20 protein-coding genes are annotated in these 23,756 nt (G+C 50.7%); 8 read left to right on the top strand and 12 right to left on the bottom strand.

Annotated elements, in window-relative coordinates:
* Positions 1 to 13 precede the first annotated feature (13 nt).
* The 4 genes from CR46_RS0102810 to CR46_RS0102825 form a co-directional block, all read right to left on the bottom strand.
* Positions 14 to 1,366 carry a NarK family nitrate/nitrite MFS transporter gene (locus tag CR46_RS0102810; protein ID WP_030069905.1) on the bottom strand — a complete coding sequence of 451 codons (1,353 nt, stop codon included), beginning with the start codon at positions 1,364 to 1,366 and terminating at the stop codon, positions 14 to 16.
* A 306-nt stretch (positions 1,367 to 1,672) separates the two neighbouring features.
* Positions 1,673 to 2,692 (bottom strand): patatin-like phospholipase family protein, encoded by a 1,020-nt coding sequence (locus CR46_RS0102815; protein WP_030069906.1) that lies wholly within the window; start codon positions 2,690 to 2,692, stop codon positions 1,673 to 1,675.
* Positions 2,693 to 2,813: 121 nt separating this feature from the next.
* Complete coding sequence (locus tag CR46_RS0102820; RefSeq protein WP_030069907.1) at positions 2,814 to 3,911, bottom strand: CZB domain-containing protein; 1,098 nt, start codon at positions 3,909 to 3,911, stop codon at positions 2,814 to 2,816.
* A 217-nt stretch (positions 3,912 to 4,128) separates the two neighbouring features.
* Positions 4,129 to 4,854 (bottom strand): murein L,D-transpeptidase catalytic domain family protein, encoded by a 726-nt coding sequence (locus CR46_RS0102825; protein ID WP_030069908.1) that lies wholly within the window; start codon positions 4,852 to 4,854, stop codon positions 4,129 to 4,131.
* A gap of 100 nt (positions 4,855 to 4,954) precedes the next feature.
* On the opposite strand from CR46_RS0102825, the gene CR46_RS0102830 reads away from it, so the two are divergent.
* Positions 4,955 to 6,595, top strand: coding sequence for a L,D-transpeptidase family protein (locus CR46_RS0102830; protein ID WP_030069909.1), 1,641 nt, complete (start codon positions 4,955 to 4,957; stop codon positions 6,593 to 6,595).
* Between the two features lie 81 nt (positions 6,596 to 6,676).
* Here CR46_RS0102830 and CR46_RS0102835 read toward each other — a convergent pair whose 3' ends face one another.
* Positions 6,677 to 8,341 (bottom strand): peptidoglycan DD-metalloendopeptidase family protein, encoded by a 1,665-nt coding sequence (locus CR46_RS0102835; protein ID WP_030069910.1) that lies wholly within the window; start codon positions 8,339 to 8,341, stop codon positions 6,677 to 6,679.
* A gap of 658 nt (positions 8,342 to 8,999) precedes the next feature.
* On the opposite strand from CR46_RS0102835, the gene CR46_RS0102840 reads away from it, so the two are divergent.
* Both CR46_RS0102840 and CR46_RS0102845 read left to right on the top strand, forming a co-directional pair.
* A complete protein-coding gene (locus CR46_RS0102840) occupies positions 9,000 to 9,920 on the top strand; it encodes a LysR family transcriptional regulator (RefSeq protein ID WP_030069911.1) in 921 nt (306 codons plus the stop codon).
* A 99-nt stretch (positions 9,921 to 10,019) separates the two neighbouring features.
* Positions 10,020 to 11,030 carry a glutathione S-transferase family protein gene (locus CR46_RS0102845; RefSeq protein WP_030069912.1) on the top strand — a complete coding sequence of 337 codons (1,011 nt, stop codon included), beginning with the start codon at positions 10,020 to 10,022 and terminating at the stop codon, positions 11,028 to 11,030.
* A 110-nt stretch (positions 11,031 to 11,140) separates the two neighbouring features.
* Here the strand turns inward: CR46_RS0102845 and CR46_RS0102850 are convergent, their stop codons facing one another.
* Both CR46_RS0102850 and CR46_RS0102855 read right to left on the bottom strand, forming a co-directional pair.
* A complete protein-coding gene (locus CR46_RS0102850; RefSeq protein ID WP_030069913.1) occupies positions 11,141 to 11,623 on the bottom strand; it encodes a PRC-barrel domain-containing protein in 483 nt (160 codons plus the stop codon).
* Between the two features lie 59 nt (positions 11,624 to 11,682).
* On the bottom strand, positions 11,683 to 11,880 hold the full coding sequence (locus CR46_RS0102855; protein WP_030069930.1) for a CsbD family protein: 198 nt from the start codon (positions 11,878 to 11,880) through the stop codon (positions 11,683 to 11,685).
* A gap of 520 nt (positions 11,881 to 12,400) precedes the next feature.
* Here CR46_RS0102855 and CR46_RS0102860 point away from each other — a divergent pair.
* Together CR46_RS0102860 and nfi are read left to right on the top strand one after the other, a co-directional pair.
* Positions 12,401 to 14,113, top strand: a complete 1,713-nt coding sequence (locus tag CR46_RS0102860; protein WP_030069932.1) for a DEAD/DEAH box helicase — start codon at positions 12,401 to 12,403, stop codon at positions 14,111 to 14,113.
* Positions 14,114 to 14,271: 158 nt separating this feature from the next.
* Positions 14,272 to 14,964 carry a deoxyribonuclease V gene (gene nfi / locus CR46_RS0102865; RefSeq protein WP_030069934.1) on the top strand — a complete coding sequence of 231 codons (693 nt, stop codon included), beginning with the start codon at positions 14,272 to 14,274 and terminating at the stop codon, positions 14,962 to 14,964.
* On the opposite strand, the gene CR46_RS0102870 is transcribed toward nfi, so the two are convergent.
* Complete coding sequence (locus CR46_RS0102870; RefSeq protein ID WP_030069936.1) at positions 14,957 to 15,673, bottom strand: glutamine amidotransferase; 717 nt, start codon at positions 15,671 to 15,673, stop codon at positions 14,957 to 14,959. The two genes, nfi and CR46_RS0102870, sit on opposite strands and share 8 nt — an antisense overlap.
* 150 nt (positions 15,674 to 15,823) lie before the next feature.
* Here CR46_RS0102870 and tpx point away from each other — a divergent pair, with 150 nt between their 5' ends.
* Positions 15,824 to 16,327, top strand: a complete 504-nt coding sequence (tpx, locus tag CR46_RS0102875) for a thiol peroxidase (RefSeq protein WP_030069939.1) — start codon at positions 15,824 to 15,826, stop codon at positions 16,325 to 16,327.
* A gap of 62 nt (positions 16,328 to 16,389) precedes the next feature.
* Here the strand turns inward: tpx and CR46_RS0102880 are convergent, their stop codons facing one another.
* A complete protein-coding gene (locus tag CR46_RS0102880; RefSeq protein ID WP_030069941.1) occupies positions 16,390 to 17,058 on the bottom strand; it encodes a gamma-glutamyl-gamma-aminobutyrate hydrolase family protein in 669 nt (222 codons plus the stop codon).
* Positions 17,059 to 17,087: 29 nt separating this feature from the next.
* Positions 17,088 to 18,095: an amidoligase family protein gene (locus CR46_RS0102885; RefSeq protein WP_030069943.1), complete on the bottom strand. Its 1,008-nt coding sequence runs from the start codon at positions 18,093 to 18,095 to the stop codon at positions 17,088 to 17,090.
* Positions 18,096 to 18,223: 128 nt separating this feature from the next.
* On the opposite strand from CR46_RS0102885, the gene CR46_RS0102890 reads away from it, so the two are divergent.
* A complete protein-coding gene (locus tag CR46_RS0102890) occupies positions 18,224 to 20,755 on the top strand; it encodes a mechanosensitive ion channel domain-containing protein (RefSeq protein WP_030069945.1) in 2,532 nt (843 codons plus the stop codon).
* Here CR46_RS0102890 and CR46_RS0102895 read toward each other — a convergent pair.
* Both CR46_RS0102895 and CR46_RS0102900 read right to left on the bottom strand, forming a co-directional pair.
* On the bottom strand, positions 20,672 to 21,139 hold the full coding sequence (locus CR46_RS0102895; protein ID WP_232222331.1) for a hypothetical protein: 468 nt from the start codon (positions 21,137 to 21,139) through the stop codon (positions 20,672 to 20,674). The two genes, CR46_RS0102890 and CR46_RS0102895, sit on opposite strands and share 84 nt — an antisense overlap.
* A gap of 29 nt (positions 21,140 to 21,168) precedes the next feature.
* A complete protein-coding gene (locus CR46_RS0102900; protein WP_030069949.1) occupies positions 21,169 to 22,188 on the bottom strand; it encodes a J domain-containing protein in 1,020 nt (339 codons plus the stop codon).
* A 113-nt stretch (positions 22,189 to 22,301) separates the two neighbouring features.
* Between CR46_RS0102900 and CR46_RS0102905 the strand changes: the two genes are divergently transcribed.
* On the top strand, positions 22,302 to 23,732 hold the full coding sequence (locus CR46_RS0102905; RefSeq protein ID WP_030069951.1) for a hypothetical protein: 1,431 nt from the start codon (positions 22,302 to 22,304) through the stop codon (positions 23,730 to 23,732).
* Positions 23,733 to 23,756: the final 24 nt, after the last annotated feature.

The raw sequence follows: 23,756 nt of genomic DNA on the forward strand, positions 1-23,756 counted from the left end.
GGGTAAGTAGACATTAGCGTAGTGAAAGTGCGCCTGCGTTCGTATCATCGCCGACTGCATCACGATAGGCTGTTGCTTCTTCGGTTTCTGTTGCATCGCTAAAACGGACTACCAGCACGCACGAAGCGAGTACTAAGACGGTAATGCCAAGATAAAAAAGCCCTTCTTGGTAACTAAGGCTTTCACTACGGAATAAAAAAGCGGCAGAGACAGCACCGACATTGCCACCTGCTCCCACGATACCGGCGACTGCCCCCAGTGCTTTTTTATTGATGAAGGGCACCACGCCAAAGGTTGCCCCTTCGGCCATCTGCACAAATAGACTAAATACCAGCATGATGCCGATTGCGAGGCTTAAAATATGCATTTGTGAGAAGGCAATAAGCGCGATGCCTTCACACAGCAGGGCGATAAATAGCCAGCGTACGCGCCCCTTTAAACCGCCTTGCTTGGCGAATAGGTCTGAAAAGACACCGCCAAGAGTACGGGCGAAAATATTCATCAGGCCAAATAAACCTGCGATTAACCCAGCGGTTGCCAGGGTCAGGTCAAACTTGTCGAAGAAGTAAATAGCGGCAATATTGTTGATGGTTAGCTCAACGCCAAAGCAGAGACCATAAACAATAAACAGCGCCCATACGCGAATATCTTTTGCTGCGGCTAGAAAGCTTTGTACTGCGCTATTTTCACCTGTGGCTTCGGGTAGTTCACCGCGGGCACGCAGCTCGCTAAAGTTGCCATCGGGGGCGTCTTGGGTAAACAGCCAATAGCCAATCCCAGTAAAAAACAGCACCACACCAGGTACCACCATGGCAAGACGCCACCCCAGCGTTTCACTGACGCCAAGCATTAGCAAACCCGAAAAAATTAACGGCATTAGGATTTGTGTTGTTCCACCGCCCAAGTTTCCCCAGCCAGCACTGGTGGCGTTGGCGGTGCCAACCACATTCGGCGCAAACATCATCGTGGTGTGATATTGGGTAATTACAAAAGACGCGCCGATGGCACCGATGGCTAAACGAGCGAGTAAGAAAGTTTCAAAGCTATTGGCAAAACCTATACCCATGACCGGCACGGCCCCCAGCATCAACAAACCGGTATAGGTTTTACGAGGTCCAATTTTGTCGCACAGCACGCCAATGAGCAGGCGGACAATAACGGTAATAGCAACGGAGGCAATAATGGTATTGCCGATCTGGGTTTGAGTGAGTGATAAATCTTCACGGACCACTGCCATCAAGGGAGCGATACCAAACCAGCCAAAAAAGCAGATATGGAACGCGAACCATGAGAAGTGGAAAGCACGCATTTGAGGAGTAGAAAAATTTAGTAGCCGGATGCGGTTAGCTTTATTGCGAATGTCCATGGATGGCCTCACAGAGCAAGCATAATACGAGTGGGTCAAAACAGGCGCTTTTAAAAAAGCACTATGTTGTTGACGAGAACATGCCTTCGCCATTGAAGGGCAGGTTCGACGCACTCGTACCCGTTGGGCCTGGTCCACGCCTACCATCATTTAGTAAGAGTGAAGCAATTAGTTCGCCATAAGACAGTTTTGCAAATAAAGTCAGGGAGTTATTTTACGTGTGATGGATAGGAAGTTTGCTATGTACGTTGCTGATGCACCACAGTGATACAGTTATGGCACAGATGTGCGACATGTGGGTGCCGGTTAGTCGTGTAAATAAACAGCATCAATATCCAGCGTTGAACGCTCACCAATCGCGTCAAAGTGCGTTTCTAACCAGCGCTCGGCAGCAGCGCGACCTTGTTCAAACAGATAACATAGAAATGCCCACTCTGAGTTCATTTTGCTCGATACTGAGAGATCCTCCAGCGCCTGTTCACCACTAATGCGGTGGAAGAGCGCTTGCTGATAGCAGTTTTCTATTCCTTGCTCATCTAGTGTGCGTTTGAGCAGTGCAATCATGCGTATTTCTTTAATCAGGGCTGAATTAAAGGTGATTTCGTTGAGGCGGTTCATGATGGCTGAGGCAGAGGTAGGTACTTCTTCCCTGCTAATAGGGTTAATTTGTACCAGCAGAATGTCTCGGGCACTACACTCCTCCATTAACGGAAATAGCGCAGGGTTGCCCATATAGCCGCCATCCCAATACGCCTCGCCTTCTATCTCAACAGCTTGAAATACAAAAGGCAGGCAAGCAGAGGCCATGACCGCATCTACACTCATTTCTTCGCGGCGAAAAACGCGCTGTTTTCCGGTGCGAACGTTAGTAGCTGTCACAAATAGCTTAAGCTGCTCACAGCGCCTGACACGTTCAAAATCAATATGTTCGGCGACAATATCGCGTAATGGATTAATATTAAGAGGGTTCAGTTGGTAGGGGGAGACTAGGCGGCTTAAAAGATCCATGGCCACATAACCTGGTGAATGATCGAGAGACCAGTTACCGGTCAGCACGTCTAGTGGTGAGCGACGAATTGGACTTGCCATACCCGCTCGGCTAACCGCTTTCCAAAACTGGTGCAGCGCTTGGCGAGCTGTCTCTTTGTTACCGCGGGTAAGGGCATCTGCCATGACCACACCGTTCATCGCACCAGCGCTTGTGCCACTGATGCCTTCAATGTCGATACGGTCGTCTTCAAGCAATCGATCGATAACCCCCCAAGTGTAAGCGCCGTGGGCACCTCCGCCCTGTAAGGCAAGGTCTATCTTTTTGATCTGCGACATCACTTTTCCCTGCTGAGTGGGTGATTAAATGCGGTAACCCACCCAGCATGGCATAAAAGCATGTGTTTAGTGTATGCCAGTTAAAAAGGTGTACATCACCAAAAGACCCTAGAGCGCGATGTTAAGGAGAATCTGCTAAGGGTGAGGAGTGGCCTATGGCAAGAGGGGTCTCATAAACGGCATGCTCCATCAATTTATCAAGCTGTAGTGCTAGCTGACTGCTGGCCTCTTCCATCATGGCTAGCGCTGCAAGCTGACCATTATGGTCACCTTGGCGGGCAAACGTGAGGGCATCCAAACCGCTTTCATGAAAACGCTTATGGGGAGCAGCTAATGCCTTATAAGCTTGCGTGTACTGGTAGCGACGACCATCCCCTGTAAGGCACCAGTGACTAAGTGAGCAGTGCTGGTGATCCTCTAGGCTCTCTTCAAAGTGGGCTGAAAGTAGCTGCTTATAAAGGCGGCTTTTCCATACTGCATGCTCAAGTTTGGCGGCGTGCAAGTAAGCAGTGGTTGTACTGTGGTGGATGACTTTATACATGTGGCGTGATTGGTCTATCAACTGCTCAATGACATGTTCTGCTGATTGGGCGGCACTGGTTAAAGCCTTTATTTCCTGCTGCTGATAGTCACGGATCTTGGCATCTTCGATAACGTGTGATGCGGTGCGCTCAATCCATTGCGCTAGCTGGTGTGCTAATTGTTGGGAGTGTTCAGATAGCTCTTGCAAATCCTTAACAATCGCTGGCATGCCTGCCGGTTGTTCATGGAAGTGGGCGACTTCCAAGGCCGCAGTGATAGCTAATGCTTTTGTATGGCCTGCGTTATGCGCTAATTCACTACTTAGCTGACGTATATCGTGAAAGGCTTGTTCCGTCACTAACGAAGATGATAAGTACGCGTCTGTTTGCTGGCAGCGTTGCCGGTGTTGTTGCAATGTTTGTGCGGTTTGCTCGGCTATGTGGAGACGGCTAAAGGTGTCGGTGAGAGTGGATTGTTCGGTGGCAAGATGCTGAGCGTGGACTTCTACGCCTTTGCTCAACGAGCAAAGCATATCTGCACCTCTGGCCTGAAGCATGCTGAGTGACTCAATCGGCGTCATCAAGCTGATTGCACGGCAACCTTGACGTTTTTTTTCAGCTTCTAGCTGGGCATTCAACGCTGCCACTTCTTGTTCAAGGCGATGGATGGTTTGATAAGGGTGCATAAAAGCAAACATGGCTAGTACCTGCGAACGAGTCAATAGCATTGTGATGTTTTGTCACAAAGTATTGCAGGTGGTTGCCATGAGCGCCGTACTTACGGTCTATTAATGATAAAAACCAGTCTCTTGCGATTTTTGGGTATAGGTTTCTTAATGTCTGTGGTTCAGACTTAAAGCCCAGCCTTTCTGAGCAGTTGGCGTGTCCTTTCTGACATTGCGCCAATATCCACTATCAGCGTTGAGCCAAGTGATGAGCCCTATCGTTTGGACAACGTAGAAACTGTGATGTCGCTAACCACTCTTCATCAGGGTAGTAGGCAAACACATACTGGTTCTCTTTCAAGCTATCAATAAGCGGATACGTGATATCTTCACGCACGGCTGGGCAGCCGTGGCTACGTCCTAGCCTACCGGTTTGGGTAATAAAATCGTCGCTAACGTAGTCAGCGCCATGGATCACGATCGCTCGTTCGAATGCGAGGTCATTCACCGCAGGCTCTAAGCCATCCAAGCGCAGCGAATAGCCATTACGCCCATAGTAACTATTCATTGTGCGAAAGAGACCGATACTGGATTGATGGCTTTCAGGAATATTGGAAAACACCTCAGCCACCGCATCCCCAGAACCTTGTCCATGGGAAACAAGCTCTTCAAATAGCAGTGTATGCTGATGTAGATCGAAAACCCACATACGTGGCTCGGTGGAGGGTAGCGAGTAGTCAATGACGGCTAAACGCTCAGCGTCAGGATCGGCGCAACTAAGTGACTGAGCAGCGAGCCGAAGTGCTTCTGGCGTCGCCGTTGGCGCTAGTTGCAGTAATTGATGATGTAAAGGAGAAACGCCGGGAGGCGCTGCAGAAGCGACCTGAGCAAAAAAGCTAGCAGCCTGTAAAGGAAGGCTCAATAACACCAGTGGAAGCGATAAAACGATGGTAGAGGCGCGTAAGCAAAAAGACATAGAGAGCAACCCTGCAATAGATATCGACGAAGGAGACATGTAAACGGCTATGATAAACAAAGACAGCGAACAGCGATGAATAGTAACGCAAGGAGGAGCGATGAACGAGACAACGTTAATAAGACGATGGGCGATAGGGATGGCCCTATGTCTGACGCTGACCCAAGCGCCTCATCTGGTTAATAGCGCACAAGCAGAGACAGGTTCGCTTGAGCAGGTGTTAGCTCAACAAACAAAGGCGCAAACGAATGCGTTACTGCCGATTAAGGATTTTTACCAGCAGCTAAATCAGCAGCCCGCCTGGCAAGATGTTACACATGTTGAAGCGCTGGTGAAGGCGTTAAACAGTCTTGAAGACGATGGCTTAAACCCTGAGGATTACGACGCTGACAGCCTGTTAGATGCCTTTCAAGCTAGCCAACAAGCGGGGAAATTAGCGCAAGCTGATTTTGATATTCAGGCCACGACAGCCTTGCTTTTAGCGCTTGAACATCTTTCGCGGGGCAAGGTAAATCCAAACGAGGTCGAGCCTAAATGGGATATCCCTAGGCCTGAACGTCGCTACTCGCTGTTACGCATCACCCATGCGCTGGAAAATAATGATATTCAGGGCGCACTTGACTATGTGAGGCCCTCATCATCGGAGTATGCTCAGCTACGCGAGGCACTACGTCATTACCGCACGCTGGCTGAAAAAGGTAGCGTCCCCTATTTGGCGGGCCGAGAGGAGGCGCTTCGACCAGGTGATACCCACGAAGATGTGCAGATACTGCGACAGCGCTTGGCTTATTGGGGCGATGCTAACCTACTGGCCGCGGATAGCAATGCTTACCCAATGATTGGCGTGCAATCAGCCATTAGTGACCAGCGCACCTACGATGCGGAGTTGGAAAGGGCAGTTAGACGTTTTCAGCGTCGTCATCAGCTGCAAGAAGATGGTGTTGTGGGTGAGCGCACGCGACTTGCATTGAACACGCCACTCTCTTCGCGTATCGATCAGCTTCGTGTCAACTTAGAACGGGCTCGGTGGATTAAACCTACGCAAACTGATGAGCCACGAGTTTGGGTTGATATTGCCGGTTATCGATTGCACTACACTCGGCCTAATGGTGAGCACTGGGATGCTCGCGTTGTGGTTGGCACACCACGGCGCGAAACGCCGATTATCCATTCGGCGATTAGCCACTTAACCGTAAACCCTTCATGGACGATCCCGCCGACTATTATGCGTGAGGACGTGCTGCCTCAGGTAAGGCGAGACCCTGGCTATTTAGCACGGCGCAATATTCAAGTGTTAAGTTCTTCCGGTGAGCGGCTTGACGCTGATGCTATTGACTGGCAACGGCCTGGTGCTGTGATGCTGCGTCAAGTATCCGGTGGCGGTAATCCGCTAGGCCGTGTAGTGGTGCGTTTTCCCAATAGTGAAATGATCTATCTACACGATACGCCAGCAAGAGGGTTGTTTCAGCGTGACCAGCGAGCACTAAGCTCTGGTTGTGTCCGCGTTGAAGGCGTCATGGAGTTTGCGCAGCTACTGCTTCAGGATAGTGGTAGTCGCTATCAGCTATCTTCGTTACTTAGCAGCAGTGGAAGTGATCGTAATGTTAATCTGCCTCAGCGCATTCCTGTGGCACTGCACTACTTAACTGCCTGGCCGAATGCCCAAGGGGAGGTTGAGTTTCGCGATGATATTTATCGCCGTGATGCCCGTTTGTTGGCTGCTCTATCACAAGCCGTCTAACGTGATAAGTGGTTGATACATTCAAACCAATAACGCCGCCCAAAAAAGGGCGGCGTTATTGTTTAATGCAAAGCGAGTAGCTTACTGCTCTTCTTGGCGCTCGTAGTTGGCAACGCTGATAGTGCCTGTTTCACCGCTATCTAATGCTGCCAGCATTGGCTCAGCTTGGCGCTGGAAAGCAATTAACGTGTCGCCGCTAAGGCTGGTATTTTCAGGCAGTTCTACGTTCATTGCGTTTACTGGGGTGTTATTAACGATGACTTCGTAATGCAAATGAGGTCCCGTACTACGCCCTGTATTGCCTGAGAGTGCAATGCGCTTGCCCATTTCAATGCGCTCGCCTTGAGTCACTAGGGGGCGTGAAAGGTGTAAATAGCGGGTGCGGTAACCGTTGTCATGGCGAACGACAATGTAGCGTCCAGCGGCATGATGATTGCCTACCCGTTCCACTCGGCCATTGGCCGGAGCCACAATGGGAGTACCAATGGGCATTGCAAAGTCGGTGCCGTTATGGGGGCTGATACGGCCAGTCACAGGGTGTTTGCGGCGCGGGTTGAAATGGGAGCTCAGACGATAGCTGCCTTCAAAGGGATAGCGCGAAAAAGCAGGGTCTAAGCTGCTTCCTTCGGGTGTATAAAAGTTGCTATCGGTGGCATTGCGAAGGAGCGTTAAATCCATGCGTTCGCCGTCATACTTAACCGCTAGAACACGAGAGTCGAGCGCTTCTCCGTCAATCATGTCTGATTCAACTAACACCTGGAAGCGATCCCCTCGACGACTGTCGCGGCGAAAGTCGAGCTTCTTTTCAAGTAGTCGGGTTAGTTCGGTAACGGCACCGCTGCTTAAGCCCGTTGCCTGGGCAGAGCGTGCAAAGCTACCGCTTACGCTACCTGCATAAAGGCGCTGTACTGCTTCACCTTGGCGCTCAATAATAGTGGCGGCAAAGTGCTCTTCATCCCGCTCAAGTAAGATGCCGTCGCGGGTGTTTTTCATCATACGCAGAGACAGTAAGCGACCATTTTCATCTAACTGATAGTCGAAGCTATGACCGGCGCGCCAATGAGTGAACATGCGCGGATCTTCTAGGCCCTCTAGCAGTGTCAGCACTTCGCTGTAGCCAAGGCCCAACTTCTCCTGTCCTAGCAGTGCAAATGTTTCACCAGACTCGACAATATGCGTCTTCCACTTAGGAACGTAGGGTTCGTCTGTGGCAAGTTCCAGTTCAAGAAACGAGACATCATCAAATAGCTCAATGCCATAGTCTTCATACGAAGTAGCATCGGCAATTTCGACAGAGGATGTATTGTCGACATCAAGCATGCCACTTGAAAGCGTCCCTAATACCACGGCCATGTGAAGCGCACCTTCATCAAGCTGAGTACTAGCATGGGGGGCATTTGTTACGACGCTAGCCATGGAGGCTTCTGCGCTGGTAATCACATCCAGGTCGACAATTTCCGTTGGAGTGAGATCGTCCAGCGGGATATGGTCGCGCGTAGCATCAATGGCGCGTGAGGCTCTATCAATGGCTTCAGCAACGGGAGTGCGCTCTTGGCGCAACGAAGGAACCCCAGGAGCAGAATCGCTGGGAAGCGGTACAAGCACGCTCTCCAGCGGTGTGTGAGTTTGGTTTAGATCGTGATAGGTCGTGATTAACTTTTGTGTGCCCAGCACAGTGACCATAGTAGCCACAGGTAACAGTAACAATTTATGCGTGCGGGGCAGCGAATAAAGAATTCGCAACATGGGTAAATGGGCCGCCGAGTTCGTGATAAATAAGTAACATGAAAGAAAGTGAACCCAGGAACCATACCCCATGACAGCAAGAGTGAACAGACTGTATGCCTATACACTAAATGCTCTTTTACTGGAATGAGGAAACAATAAGATAAGGAGCGCTGTTTTTGAACACTGTTCGCTAAAAAAATTATTTTTTTGAAAAGCCGAGGAAATAAATTAATACGCTAATTAACCATAGGGAAGTGGTGATAGGCAATAATTTTCACTCACTATTAAAAGTAAAATTAAGGATATGGTGGAGTTGTAGTGGTCTTGTGATAGGTCTGTATAAGTTGTAGGTGTTTGAAAGCCCGCCGCACACCAGAAACTGATTGCTAAGCACAATCTTTAGATTGCAAGGCGCTTTCTGTGAAAGGCACGTGGTATAGAATTTCTTTTTTTGTAATAAATTGATTTTTTCTGTATCTGGCAAAGTTAGCCTCAACAAGCAGCTGTTAACAAGCAGTTGTTGAAGGTGCTGTCGTGCTTAGTAAGCCGGCTAGGGCAGTCTGCTGAATAGGAATAATTGTTTATAAGCAAGTACTCAGCGCTTTTTCCTGGCATCCTAGAAAGGTTTTCGAAGATTAAGCGGATTATTTCGCTGTTTAGCGTCGAGGGAATCGAAATGTCTCGAGTAACTCTTGCACAGTGGCAGATGCTGGCAGCCGTTGTTGACCATGGTGGGTTTGCGCGGGCGGCGGAGGCTATTCATAAAAGCCCATCTACGCTTAACCATGCTGTGCACAAGCTAGAAGAGCAGTTGGGTGTTCAGGTATTGGAGCCGGTAGGCCGGCAGGTGCGTTTAACTGAAGCAGGCGAGCTATTGCTGCGCCGAGCACGCCAGTTAATTGAAAGTGCCGCCTCATTAGAAGACGTGGCGACACGTTTGGCAGCAGGGCTGGAAGCGGAAGTGGTGGTGGCGATTGATCAAATTTTTCCAGCCGCCGCCCAAGCGAAAGCACTTGAGCGTTTCTCGGAAACTTATCCTCAAGTCAGAGTGCAGCTACATGAAAGTGTGCTTAATGGCGGTACGGAAATGCTTCACGATGGCCGTGCTGACCTGGTGGTCTCAGGTATTGAAGCGCAAGGCTTTTTAGGGGAGCCATTGGTTAATGTGCGATTTATTGCGGTGGCACATCCGGGGCATATTTTACATCAGCTTGGACGTTCGTTGGATTTGCGTGATCTTGCCCAACACCGGCAACTGGTGGTGCGTGACTCAGCGCTACGCCAGTCTACCAATGCGGGATGGCTTAAAGCAGAGCAGCGTTGGACAGTGAGTCACTTACATACCTCGTTGGATATGCTGACGCGTGGGTTAGGGTTTGCCTGGATGCCAGAAACTCGGATTGCTGATGAACTTGCCTCTGGGCAGCTAAAGCCTTTACCGCTAAGCGCTGGTGGGATTCGTGAGGTGCCAATGCAACTGATATTTAGAGACCGAGACCGAGCGGGTCCTGCAGCCCATGCCATGGCGCAAGCATTGAAGCAGGGAGTAACAGAACTCTGCCCTCAGGATTCGATTTCCTCGAATGAATCACCGTAAAACATCCGCTTGAGCATCTGGTAGGCGGGCGTATGCTGAATGTAATCAGTACGAATAATGCGTTTGTTGCATTTTCTTATTACAACAGGAGGCGCCCCGATGGGACTGCTTGTTAATGGCGAATGGGTTGATCAGTGGTACGACACTAAAAAGCATGGCGGTGAATTTGTCCGCGAGTCTGCTCAGCTGCGTGATTGGATTGGTGAAGCAGCTGAGACAGGGGCTGAAACAGATGGGCGAAGCTATCCCGCGCAATCAGATCGTTACCACCTTTACGTATCGCTTGCCTGTCCTTGGGCGCATCGAATCCTCATTATGCGCAAACTAAAAGGGCTGGAATCTCTCATTGGCGCCTCACACGTCAGTCCATTAATGCTAGATAAGGGCTGGACATACGATCAAAGCGAAGGTGCCAGCGGGGATCCTATCAATCACGTCGATTATCATCATCAACTCTATACCATGACTGACCCCGCTTATACGGGGCGGGTCACAGTGCCGGTACTTTGGGATAAACAACGCAGTGCAATAATTAATAATGAGTCAGCTGATTTGATGCGCATTTTTAATCGCGCGTTTGATGAGTTAACCGGTAATGATTTAGATTTTTATCCTGAAGACTTGCGTAGCATTATTGATGACGTCAATGATGATGTGTACGACCATATTAATAACGGTGTTTACAAGTCGGGCTTTGCAACAGAGCAGCAGGTGTACGAAAAACACGTACAGGCCCTATTCGATGCCTTGGATCGCATGGAAAAACGCTTGAGTGAGCAGCGTTATTTAGCGGGAGAATGGTTAACGGAGGCGGATATTCGTCTGTTCACTACGCTGATCCGTTTTGATGCTGTCTACTATGGTCATTTTAAATGTAATTTTAAGCGCATCGAAGATTACCCAAATCTCGCCCATTACGTTCGCGAGCTATATCAGTGGCCAGGTATAGCAGAGACGGTCAACATGGATCATATAAAGCGCCACTATTACTACAGTCACGACACGATTAATCCAACCCGCATCGTGCCTGCCGGGCCGCTATTAGGTTTAGAACGTCCTCATGACCGTGAACGCTTACCAGGGCAGGGCATTCGCCGCCGAGCATCATAGGCTATAAACAACTACTGCTAAGAGTCATTGTTAATAGAAAGGGCCACCCAGAAATTGGGTGGCCCTTTTTGCTAATTAACCGCTAGATTGAATGATTTAAGCTAAACCGCTTACTCGTTATCATTAACGGCTTCGCGAGTAGACTGCCAAGCGCTTTGAGCGCCTTCTTTGGTGGTTTGCCATGCATCACGCGCATTGTTTTTGGTCTGCTCCCACCAATCACGATCATAGGTGGGGAACGACTCAACCTCTTCTTGAGAGGCATCAAGCATAATGCGGTGTTCGGTATCGCCGTCACTTTCTGTATGGGTTTCCAATGTAAATTGGTCAGAATTGACGACAATTTCGCGACCACCCAGGCCTAGCACCGCGCCGCTCTCGATCACCAACGCCGAAATTCGCATCTCTTCATCAAAGAGTATGTCTTCGACTTCCCCGATTTCTTCGCCAGAACCGCCGTTAAAGAACACCTCTGCATCCAGGATATCGTCAGCAGAGTACATTCCTTGAGGTTCGGTAGACGCCTGAACACCAAACGCTAAACTGCTTAGAAAGGCAGCACTGATCGCGGTCGTGAATAGTGATTTACGCATAGCATCTCTCCATGGGGCTATCAATGTGCGATGTAAAGTACGCAGTTACTCGGCCAATCTTATAAGCCGTTCGCCCAATCATCAGCACGCCGCTCGGCTTCTTCCTGCTCCAAACCATATTTTTGCTGTAACTTGCCGACAAGTTGATCTTTTTTGCCGCCAATTTGGGTAAGCTCATCGTCAGTTAGTTCGCCCCAGCTGGCGCGCGCTTTTCCCTTCATCTCTTTCCAGTTGCCTTCTATCTGATCCCAGTTCATAGCATCACTCCTTGAAGTTAGTGAACATTAGTTAATAAATATCAGTAGGCATCTCTCAGGTTAGACGAACAGCGAGTATGTGCAAGTCTGAATGTTGATAGCGGTAAATGTAAAAAAACTAGTCATAAGCTATTTGCGATGTTAGGATGCGCCCTCCTCGCATGTGTTGACCCCTCCATCACGACGATAAGCAGTTTCCAATGTAGCTTTGACTACAAAGCGAAATGCTTGCGGGAACATCTTGCCAACTGCAGATGTTCATTGCTGTGAAGATGGCGCGCCTCCAGCATTTCACCAAACGGGTGAAATCGGCGCAGAAGGTCGCCACAGCGGTTGGCCCGCTAACGCGAGTTTGCTAACCGAATGCTAGGTGCGACCGGCGTCTCCGACTCCACTGATGATGATATCCGCTTTGCGGATCCTTGCTTATTAATATGCACGGTTACGCGTATTAACAAGCAGAGTCAGAGACGCTTACGATGTTTTTTGCCGGAAAAACCGGCCTACCAAGGTGTGATTAATGACCTCGACTTCTGTCGCTTCGCCGAGCTTCGGCGATCTTGCTCTGTTGCCTGCCGTTCTCTCTGCTGTTGAAGCACAAGGCTACGAAATTCCTTCGCCGATCCAGGCGCAGACTATTCCTGCGTTGTTGGAAGGCCGCGATATGCTGGGCCAAGCACAAACCGGCACCGGCAAAACTGCTGCGTTTGCATTGCCATTGTTATCGCGTTTAGAACTTACCCGTCGCGAGCCTCAAGTACTGGTTATGGCTCCGACCCGTGAACTTGCTCAGCAGGTTGCGGCTTCGTTCAGTAAATATGGCCAAAACCTTAAGGGTCTTGAAGTAGCGATCCTTTGTGGTGGTCAAGAATACCGTGAACAGTTAGGCGCGCTAAAGCGCGGTGCCCAAGTCATTGTTGGCACCCCCGGCCGTATTATCGATCACCTAGATCGCGGTAGTCTGAAACTCGACGGTCTTTCAGCACTGGTGCTGGATGAAGCTGACGAAATGCTGCGCATGGGCTTTATCGACGACGTAAAACGCGTGGTTGCCGATACCCCTAAAGATGCTCAGCGTGTGTTTTTCTCGGCAACGCTGCCGACTGAAATCGAGCGCATTGTTAACCGCTACTTGGTTAATCCGGTGAAAGTCGCGATTGAGTCGCGCACCACAACCGGCGAAAACATTGAGCAGCGCATTGTGCGTGTTGATGGTGGTGCTAAGCTCGAAGCCCTGGCACGTATTCTGGAAGTTGAGCCAGTCGATGGGGCCATCGTCTTTGTGCGTACTCGTGCTGCTTGTACCACGCTGGTTGAACAGCTGACAGCGCGTGGTGTTAACGCGGCCGGTCTGTCTGGCGATCTGGACCAAAGCCTGCGTGAACGCACCATTACACGTTTGAAGCGCGGCAAAGTTGATGTGTTGATTGCGACAGACGTCGCTGCGCGCGGTCTTGACGTGTCGCGTATTACTCACGTTATTAACTACGATCTGCCCCAAGACGCAGAAGCGTATACCCACCGTATCGGTCGTACCGGTCGTGCTGGGCGTAGCGGTATCGCGATTACGTTCGCAGGTTTCCGTGAAGGCCGTAAAGTGGGCTGGATGGAGCAGGCGACCGGTCAGAAAATGACCGAAATGCCGCTGCCAGACGAAGCAGCTATTCGCGCTCACCGTGATGAAGTGTTCCATCATCGCGTTGTGGCGGCACTGACCAAAGGTGCTGAAGAACAGCGTGCGTTGGTTGAGCGCCTGGTAGAAGAAGGCCATGACGCCGTTGAGCTAGCCTGTGCCTTTGCCGCTATGGCGCGTGCTGACGAAGCACCGATTGGTCGCTTGCAGGCACCGCGTAAAGAGAAGCCGATGCGTGATGGCGCGCCTGGTGCCAAGCCAGGTGGCCGTCGCGAGCGTTCCAGCGCACCTAGCGAAGGTATGATTCGTTACCGTGTTTCCGTTGGCCATAAAGATGGCGTTAAGCCTGGCCAACTGGTTGGCGCACTGGCGAACGAAGGTGGTATCGAAGGCGCTCGTATCGGTCGTATCGATATTCGTAACGCTTTCTCGGTCGTTGAGCTGCCCAGTGGTTTGCCTTCCACAATTCTGGCGAAAATGGCACGTGCCCGTGTTGCTGGCCGCCCGCTAGAAATCAGTGAAGACAGCGCTCCTGAGCGTGCGCCACGTCGTCGCCGTGATGATGGTGATGCGCCAGTTCGTCGCCGCGAACGCGCTTAAGTTAATGTGTAGCGCCCTATAGTGGTGCTTCAAAACGACGTTTAACGATCGTTCTATCCCCTTACGCTTAACGGCGTAAGGGGATTTTTTTTGCCTGTTATTGTCGCCGGAAAGTTGAGCTACGCTAGTACGGTCATCAATCAACAAAAGGGACATGCATGGACGCGTCACTACATGAATGGAATCTAGCTCCAAAAGAGGCGATAGCACTGCAAAAAACGTTGGCAAAACGACTCGAAACTGCTGATCGTATCGACTCTGTACAGCACATCGCAGGGGTGGATATTGGGTTTGAAGCAGGCGGTGATATTACTCGGGCAGCGGTCGTTGTTTTAATGTGGCAGCCTGACAGCACACAGCATTTGGCTGTGGTAGAGCAGGTGGTTCATCGTGAACCAACGCGTATGCCCTATATTCCTGGCCTGCTCTCTTTTCGTGAAATTCCAGCCGCTCTGGAAGCGTTCGCTAAGCTTACGATCAGACCTGAGCTGGTAATGGTCGACGGTCAGGGAATTGCCCATCCTCGACGGCTTGGCGTAGCTGCTCACCTGGGGCTATGGCTAAATTTACCGACGGTCGGCATCGCTAAATCCCGATTAACGGGTCAGTATGAAGAGGTGGGAAATATGCGTGGTGATTGGGTGCCTCTAACATCAGGTAAAGACGTTATTGGTGCCGTGCTACGCTCGAGGGAAAATGTGAAGCCGGTATTCGTATCACCTGGACATCGATTATCCCTTGAAACATCGCTTGACTGGGTGGTGCGCTGTTTAGGGCGCACCAAGTTACCAGAACCCACGCGACTAGCGGATCGGCTTGCGTCAAGACGCGACCAAAAGCGGCTTATATAAAACGTAGGAAATGGCGCAACAGGCCAGAGGCTGCTTGAGTATCGGTGATGGCATGAATAAGTGCGTCAGGATTTTCACCTTGATCGCGCAATGCGGCCTTCTGGCGCTCGATATAAGCATGCATGACTGCGGGGGTAAACTCCGGGTGAAACTGAACACTCCACTGACGCGGGCCATAACGCAACGCTTGATGAGCATCGTGGCTGTTATGCGCTAACACGGTGGTGTTAGGGGGCAATTGCATGACGGCTTGCGCATGGGTCAGGTGGGCAGGAAAGTGTGAAGGTAGCATGCTAAAGAGAGGGTCTTGATTGCCCGCTTGGGTAAGCCGTACGTTGCGCGTTCCTGATTCTCTTCCTGCAGGGTGGTAATCGCTAATGCCACCGAAGGCCGATGCCATTAGCTGGTGGCCATAGCACACGCCAAGCATAGGGACGTTCTCGTCTAGCGCTTGCACAAGCCAAGGTTTTAGCGCCTCGCTCCACGGCTCCTGTTCGCTCACCATGCTATGGGACCCCGTGAGCATAATGCCTGCGAATGAGGTAGGAGAAGAGGGAACGCCTTGTTTGCGTGCATCCCAAACGCTTAGCGACACGTGTTCTGGCAGTGCAGTCGTCAGTTGATTAATAAAGAGCTGTTCGAAATCACCGTATTGATCGACCACTTCAGGAAAAGCGTCACCGGTTTTGATAATGACTAAAGAGGTCATGGCGTTCCCGTCGTTGTTTGAGATGGATCGTGAAATATGGATCGTGTGAGATGCGTTGTGTCAGAGGAAAGGTTAGCCCAATCAGGGTATTACCCTGTAAGCTGATACGTCTCACCATACACCTTTTTCGCTTTATATTAGGAGCCTTATATGCAAAAGATAACCCGTGCTGGCGAGCCTATGGATGTTGCGGGCACGCTGCCTGCTCCAGGTGATGTTGCTCCTCTGATGACGCTTACCAATACTGATCTGGAGGATGTCACGCTTGACACCTACTCGGGCAAGCGCAAAGTGTTGAATATTATCCCAAGTGTGGATACACCCACGTGTGCGGTGTCTACACGGCGGTTTAATGAGCTGGCCTCGCAACTGGATAATACCGTTGTGCTGGTTGTGTCTGCTGATCTGCCGTTTGCAGCTAAGCGTTTTTGTGGCGCAGAGGGATTGGATAATGTGGAAACCTTGTCCACCTTCCGCCATCGAGAGTTCCAAGAGGCCTGGGGTGTCGCGCTTGCTAATAGTGCAATGGAAGGATTGTGCGCTCGTGCCGTGGTAGTGCTCGACGCAGATAACCGCGTGTTGCACAGTGAACTGGTGAGTGAGCTGAAAAATGAGCCAAATTACGATGCAGCGCTAGCGTCACTAAAGCGCTAATGTTGAAGCACTGATCAGCGCAATGCGTGCCGGTCTAGCGCGCATCTTATCAGCGTCTGTTCTTAGCGTTCATGCTTTGCCGCCGCCACTAGTGCGCTGATTAAGCGCTGTTGGGGGCGGTTAAATATAAGCCACTCTGGATGCCACTGAACGCCGATTAAAAAGTCATGGTTTGTGGACTCAATTCCCTGCACTAGCCCATCCCGGTCGCGGGCAACAATATTAATGCCGTCACCAGCTTTATTAACCGCCTGATGGTGCAGGCTATTCACGCGACACCACGTGACGCCTAGTAGCTGATAAAGCTTGCTACCTCCGACAATATCTACGGTTTTGCGTGGTAAAACCGTACGCCGTCGCTTAAGCCCTTCATGGGTGGTGTAGATGTCAGGGTCGAGAGTGCCGCCCAAATGGACGTTGATTAGTTGAGCCCCGCGGCAAATTCCCAGCACAGGGGTGTTTTGCGGAATAAAACGGCCGAGTAGATTGAGTTCCAGTTCATCGCGGGCCGGATCCAGCCGTACGTCTAGCTGTACTTCGCCGCCGTAAAGATGTGCTTGAATATCATCGCCACCACCAATAATTAGACCGTCTAAGTACTCAGGCAAGGGGCGTGAAGGAGATAAGCGCAGCGGCTTTCCCCCATGGCGCCATACGGCGAACCAGTCAAACCACCAGGCTAGATGACTTTTTTGATCAGAGGTTGTAATCCCAATAAGCGGTCGAGACATGCTGGCAAGTTCTCACTAAGGCAGTGTATTTAGGATGACTTAAATAGGCCAAGCAGCTTCGTTTTACAGCGTCTCCACCAAGGCTGGCTGTGTTCGGCAATATATTCATCGCAGCGCGCACGCAGTACGTTACTGTTTGCGGCTAACTTTTCTACCTCGACCCAGCGATTCCATTCCACTACCGATCCCCAGCCAGGATGCGAGAGCTGCGCGTTCGGTAGTCGGTAGTGAAAGGTGGGACGTGGTTTGGTGAGCTGTCCATGCAGCAGTTCATGGGGGTGATCTGGGCGTAGATGGGCAAATAACGGTAACAAATCTAGCTCCCGATTCCGCGTAGGGTTGTAGTGTAGATAGTCATTAATAAACGTATCTAGGTCGGGCTGATAGCCAGAGTCGAGAATTTTTAGCGCGTACTCTTTATGAAATGGGTTCGCGTGTGGCAGTACTTCACGGGTAATGTCGACTTTTATTTCATCACGTAGCCAGCTGGCTAGTAGCAAATAGGCCTGCATCATCGATAAAAGGTAATCAACGTCAAAACGCTCTACTTCAGGATTTAAATGCAGTCCAAATCCATAGAGTAAGCTGGCATCTGTTCCTTTTGCGCCTTTATCACGAAGGGCATCAAATAGTTGGTCTAGTTCGTTTAGCTCATCCCAAGGAATAGGTGGGCAGACAATTTCTGTAGGCACTAAGCCAGTGACCATGTCGCCAATCAGTTCGCGGGTCTTTTGATGGAACTCGATTCGCCGCTGATGCTGCTGGCGTGCCCATTCACTATCGCTTTCATGGTGGTCTTCCAGTAGCGTCTTGTCAGGATGGGCATACTGGGTATCTAGCTCGATACCGAACTCCCCCCATCGTGTTGCTTCTACCAGTAGCCGATGGGGACTTACCACGTTAAGCTCACCTCCAAATAGCTCGCGTACCAGTTCAGCGGTATCACGCGGCGGCAGTCCGGCGAATTCAATTTCTACACCGACGCGCCTTGTTTTTCCGTTACTGTTAGTACGGTTAGGAGGAGCTTGCAGCGTCATCTCGGTATCCTTGAGGTGAACGTTTAGGCAACCAGCCTATCATAGTCACGCGTTAAGGCTGAGGGTATTAAATTAAGTAAACGCTAATTAACCGACGGGTCAGGTCGGTCTATTTCCGGGAGTCAAATGTGCGACAGCACTGGATAATTAATATCGTGTTAAGCGTTTTTTTAACGCTGTTCATAAGTCTGGCAACCCAGGCTCAAGCACAAGGTGTCTCTCTGCCTAGCCTGGGCGGCAGCAATAATGCATCAGAAGAGCAGAGCGTTAGTGATGAAAGTTTCCAAAGCTCGCTTAATGATGTGATCTCAATGTTGGAGAACGAAGAGCAGCGTAAAGCGTTGCTGGACTCCCTGCGTGAATTACAGCTCACCACCGATGCAACCCAAGAGGACAAAATCGTCCATCAAGGTCTATTAGGTGCGTTAGCCGATACCCTGTCTGATATTGGTGAGCAGGCTCAGGCTGGTGATTCACCGATTGACGAATGGTCACGACAATTAGTCCAAGGGGCTGCCGATTTACGCGCATTAAATGATGGAGCCGACCAGGGTGAAGCGGTGCGTGCAGTGGCAGACGGTGCCGTTCTTGCGTTTGTTTGGGTGGTGCTGTTGGTCGTTATGATTGCGTTTGGTCGCTTAATCGCCACGCGGCGGGAATGGCCGCTGGACTTACCGCGAGACCCAAAAGCATGGCTACTGGCAATGCACTTTTTACGCCGTATGCTGCCTTGGGCGCTGTCATTCGCGATTACGTTGGGGATTGGGCAGATATTACCTTACAGCCCAGGGCGTACGGTTGTATTGGTTATCGCTTATGTGTGTGTCTGTGGTCGTGCGTTATCGGTAGTGATTGAAACGGTCATCGCGTTTTTCAGCCGAGGCCACCGTTTTACAGCGGTACAGGTGCTGCAACAAAAAGCCTTGCGCGGCCTGTTTGTGATTGGCGCATTAATTGCTTTGGGCGACGCAGTAAATTCCACTCGTTTGGTTGAGTTGTTGGGTAGTGAGCTTTCCAGTTTGGTTTCGGTCCTTGCGAATATGCTGGCGGCGCTGCTTTCGGCGCGCTTCATATTTAAGTTTAAACGACCTGTCCGCCATTTGATCTGTAACCGCCCTTACAAGCAGCGCCGAGATGCTAGCGCCGCCGTTGAAATGATTCGTGCACTGGGCGGCCTCTGGCATATTCCTGCGCTATTGCTGGTAGGCGGCTCATTATTGGCCATCTTTATTACCGTAGGAGATGTGGGTACAGCGCTTGCACGCTCGATTATTTCAGCAAGTTTATTGGTATTGACGTTAGTGGTGACGGGCTTGCTGAGACGTCAATCTGAGCGCTTAGGTAAACGCCGTCATCGTCGCCGTTACAGTCAGTATCGTAAGCGCTTAGAGCGCTTTGGCTTTGTACTTGCTCACCTTTGCGCCTGGATGGTGTTCGCTGAACTGTTTATGCAGGTTTGGGGCGGTTCGCTTTTTGGCCTTGGTCAACAAGCGGTAGCTAGTGCCCGCATTGGTCAAGCGTTGGTAAGCCTAGGGTCAACTATTTTACTGGCTTGGTTGGTATGGATATTTGCTGATACGGCGATTCAGCGGGCGCTAACGTCATCTGCGCGCTCTCGTGGTAGGCGAGTGAATCAAGCTAGGGCGCAAACCATTACGCCGATGATTCGTAATGTGATTTTTGTCACGATTTTGATTATCGCAGTCATTGCCGGGCTAGCAAATCTTGGGGTTAACGTTACGCCACTACTTGCGGGTGCGGGTGTTATCGGCTTGGCGATTGGTTTTGGTGCCCAAACGTTGGTGCAGGATTTAATCACCGGGATCTTTATTCTGATTGAAGATTCACTAGCCGTGGACGATTTCGTTCAGATTAATGGCCACATGGGGACTGTTGAGGGCTTAACGCTACGCACAGTGAAGCTGCGTGATTTGGATGGTGTTGTCCATATCATTACCTTTAGCCGTATTGAGTCGATTCATAACATGTCGCGCCAGTTCGGGATTGCGCTGATGCGGATTCGTATCCCATATGCGATGAAAATTGATGATGCGATTACGCTGATGCAAGAAACAGCGCAAGAGCTTCGCAAAGATCCTATGATGCGCCACTATATTTGGTCACCCTTAGAAATGCAGGGTATCCAAGGGTTTGAGGATGGATGCCCCATTCTGCGAATGCGTTTTCGCACAGCGCCCGAAATGCAGTGGGATGTATCGCGTGCCTTTAATCTTCTATTGAAGCAGCGTATGGAAGCGCAGGAGATCGATCTGGGCGTACCACGTCTCAGTGTCAGCATGGAAGCACGCTCGGAAGATAGTAGGCAAGATCGTATGCCCGAAGAGAGCACGAAAACAGAGAGCATGAAAACAGAGAGCATGAAAACAGAGAGCACTGGCACCGATTTCACGCTTGACGAGCCGGGTGACCAGAGCGGGGGAGACAAGAGCTTGAGGGGAAAGACCAGCGATGAGGGCGGCGACAATAGCCCCCATAAGCGACCTACGCCACCAAAACCCGCTCCGCGTCCGACAGAAGCAGAAATGCGCCGAGATGACCGAGAGCGGGCCGGATTATCATCCCATACCAAGCCCAAGGCCCAAGGTGAGCCCAAGGGCGAGTCCTATGCCAACGCCAAGGGTGAACAGGGTGATGAGTAACCATGGGCCTTTAAAACGTCTCCAGCGGTTATAAAGCGATACCGCTAGGCTAACGCGGTCAATCAGCTCATCATGGCGTGAGATGGCGTTATCGGGGGGCAGGGAAAAGTCATTGGCTACATTACCTTGCCAATGCGCTCCGTGGGTTAGCCCAAGCCTAGCCCGTAACTGGCCTATATCACTGACCGTTTTGTGGAGCTTGTTGTAAGCGTCGCGATGCTCTGCAACGCCCAGCACGGTTTCAGCATCTTGGCGCAGTGCGCTGTTTGGGCAGTGCGCCACCGCGTTTTCGATGTCTTGATCGCTCGCATCGGGTGTCAGAGCCAGTCGTTGATACAAGTCGCGCATAATGTTCGAGTTGATACTCGCCGTCGGTGTGGGCACTGAGCCCGTTAGTGTTAACACTAATCTGGTTAGGTGTTTTGCATTAAATAGTCATAGGCACTTTTGATCCGCTGAAAGCGCGTTGAGGCCATTGCGACTTGGTGTTCACTCGCCGAATAGAACCGGTCAGGATGGTGCAACTGTGCCATGCGTCGATAGGCGCGGCGTATATCGGCACGGTTCGCGCCAGGCGTCAGCCCTAATACCGCCAGCGCCCTAGTGGTTCTATCAGGGGACGGTGAGTGGCGTTCTCCCTGTTGTTGTCGATGTTGTTGTCGCTGTTGGCGACGTGTTTCTTCCTGCTGAGTCTGCTCTTGTTGCCAGCGCTGACGCTCTTGCTGTTGGCTGTGTTCTTGTTGCTTGCGGCGCTCTTTTTGCTTGTTTTTTTCTTGCTTGGCCTGCTCCTTTTGGGCCTTTTCTCGGCGGGCTTCGTTTTGTTGGTGCTGTTTATTTTGCCGCTTTTGTTGCTGTTGTTCCGTTTTAGCACGTTGGCCCTGTTCTGCTTTTTCCTGAGCCTCTTTTGCCTTCTGCTCCGCAGCATGTGCATCGCGTGCTTTGCGCGCGTGATAGTCTGGATCATGCACTTGCCAATAAGCGTCTCGACTTGGATCCTCTGCCGGTGGTAGTGGCTTACCCATTAGCTCATGAAAAAGAGTGTTGAACGTGGCAGGCGTGACGTTTAGCAAGTCCGCTAGGAAACCTAGAATATAATGATTATTTAAGGATAAGTCGCCATCGTCGGTAGCAACAGTAATCGCTTGGTGAAGTATGCTTAGACTACGCTCGTTGGAACACTCTTTGCGCACCACCTCAGCCGCAAGCTGAATAGCTTGAAGGTCTTGGCTATGGGCAATACCCATCACTGGCCCAAGTTCGTGCCCGTGGCGAAATTGCGCGGTGACCTGGGCTAGACGGCGTCGCCGCTGGCCTTCGGTCACCTGTTGGCGATGCACAAGCACCCAAGCTAGCAATAGTAGTGTTGCCGTATCCACTTGGCTGCGGCTTTTTAGCAGCAACAGCTCAAAGGGTGAAAAACGGGCAATGGACATTCCCTGGCTCCAAGGCAAAGACGGTGACCGCAGCGGTGTTTAAACAGGCCAGCCTGATAATGATTGGCCATGGTATATCATCGCGTTACGCAATGAAGTAGGAGATTCGTTAGGTGATCAATGTTGAGCGTAAAAACAGCTTTCAGCTGAGGCTCACTCGACGGCTCAAGGAAGAAACGTCGCACACGCTCGATGTTTACCTATTTGTGCCCAAAGAGCTTGGGCTTAGCACCCATGTTATTTCCGAAGAAGCGTTTTATCACGGCGCGATCAACGTTTCACGTACTTACTATAGTGATGAGTACCATTTGCCGCTGGTTCACAGCCGGTTAGCGAGCCGCAATCAGCTAGGCAGCGATTCTTATCGGCTAAGCTTAAGTTTATACGCTTACCAATACGTTGGTGCGTTAGAACGAACGACACAGGCAATGCTGGTTCGGGCTCGAAAACTGCGTCATGCCCCCAGCGATCAGCGCCAAGAGAGTGGTGAGTTCCAAGAACTCGCCGATGCTCTCCGTGATCAACTCTATGAAATGAGCGATTTGAGCGAAGGCATTCTTAAACGGTTGCGTCGCAATTCGCCTACAGATGAGCGGCTCTATAAATACTTTGCCAATATCGATAATTACCTTTCTTGGTTTACTGAGCAGCAGCTGTTGGCATTAGTAGCGCATATGCCTCGTGGTGGAGAATTTAGTGAGATTAAGCGCCGCTTTATCATTGTCTGCCAACGGGAAAGTGATTACCGAAAAGAGCAGGAGTATAACGCTGAGCGGGTAATGGACGACCCTACCCGTATGTCGAATAAAATGCGCTTGTTACGACGACTTATTGAGCATCCAATTACGTTGAAACAGCGCGCCTTAGAGCTTGGCAGCGGCGAACAAAAAGCCGTAAAAGCATTGGCTACAGCAGTAGTAATGACCTTTGTATCACTGGGTGTGCTCCATTTACGCAGCGTGCTGGGTGATGTTACGGCGCTGTTTGTGCTAGCAATGGCACTGCTTTATGCGATGCGGGAAGTATTTAAAGACGATCTACGTAATACGTTATGGCGCTGGCTTCGACGTGGAAGGCCGAAATGGCGTCGTCAATATATTGACCCCACCCGTAATCAATCGGTCGGACGGCAGTTAGAGTGGTTCGACTATAAACGCTATGCTGCACTGGATGAAGATATTCAGCAAATGCGTCGCCGCACAGTCGCTCAACGTGAGGAAGAGGTGCTTCATTACCGTTCCAGCTCACGTATGTCACCCACCCGGTTTTTAAGCGGCTACGAACATACCCGTGAAACGTTGCATTTTGACCTTTCCATGCTGACGCGCCTAATGAGCAAAGAGAAGCACTTCATTTACCGTTTGAAAGAAGGGCAGGCTGTTAGAGAGAGTGTTGAAAGGCGCCACCTGTTTAACTTGGTTATTCGTGAAACCGGGAGTGAAGACACAACCTACCTCGCTCGGTGGAAAGTGGTGGTGAGTCGTTCAGGTATTGTTGATGTCGAAAAAGTCGCTGAAGAAAATGTGGCTAAAGCCAACAAATAAACTGCGTTGGATCAATAGATTGCC

Origin of the sequence: Vreelandella neptunia (assembly GCF_000712975.1) — a bacterium.
Classification (GTDB): domain Bacteria; phylum Pseudomonadota; class Gammaproteobacteria; order Pseudomonadales; family Halomonadaceae; genus Vreelandella; species Vreelandella qaidamensis.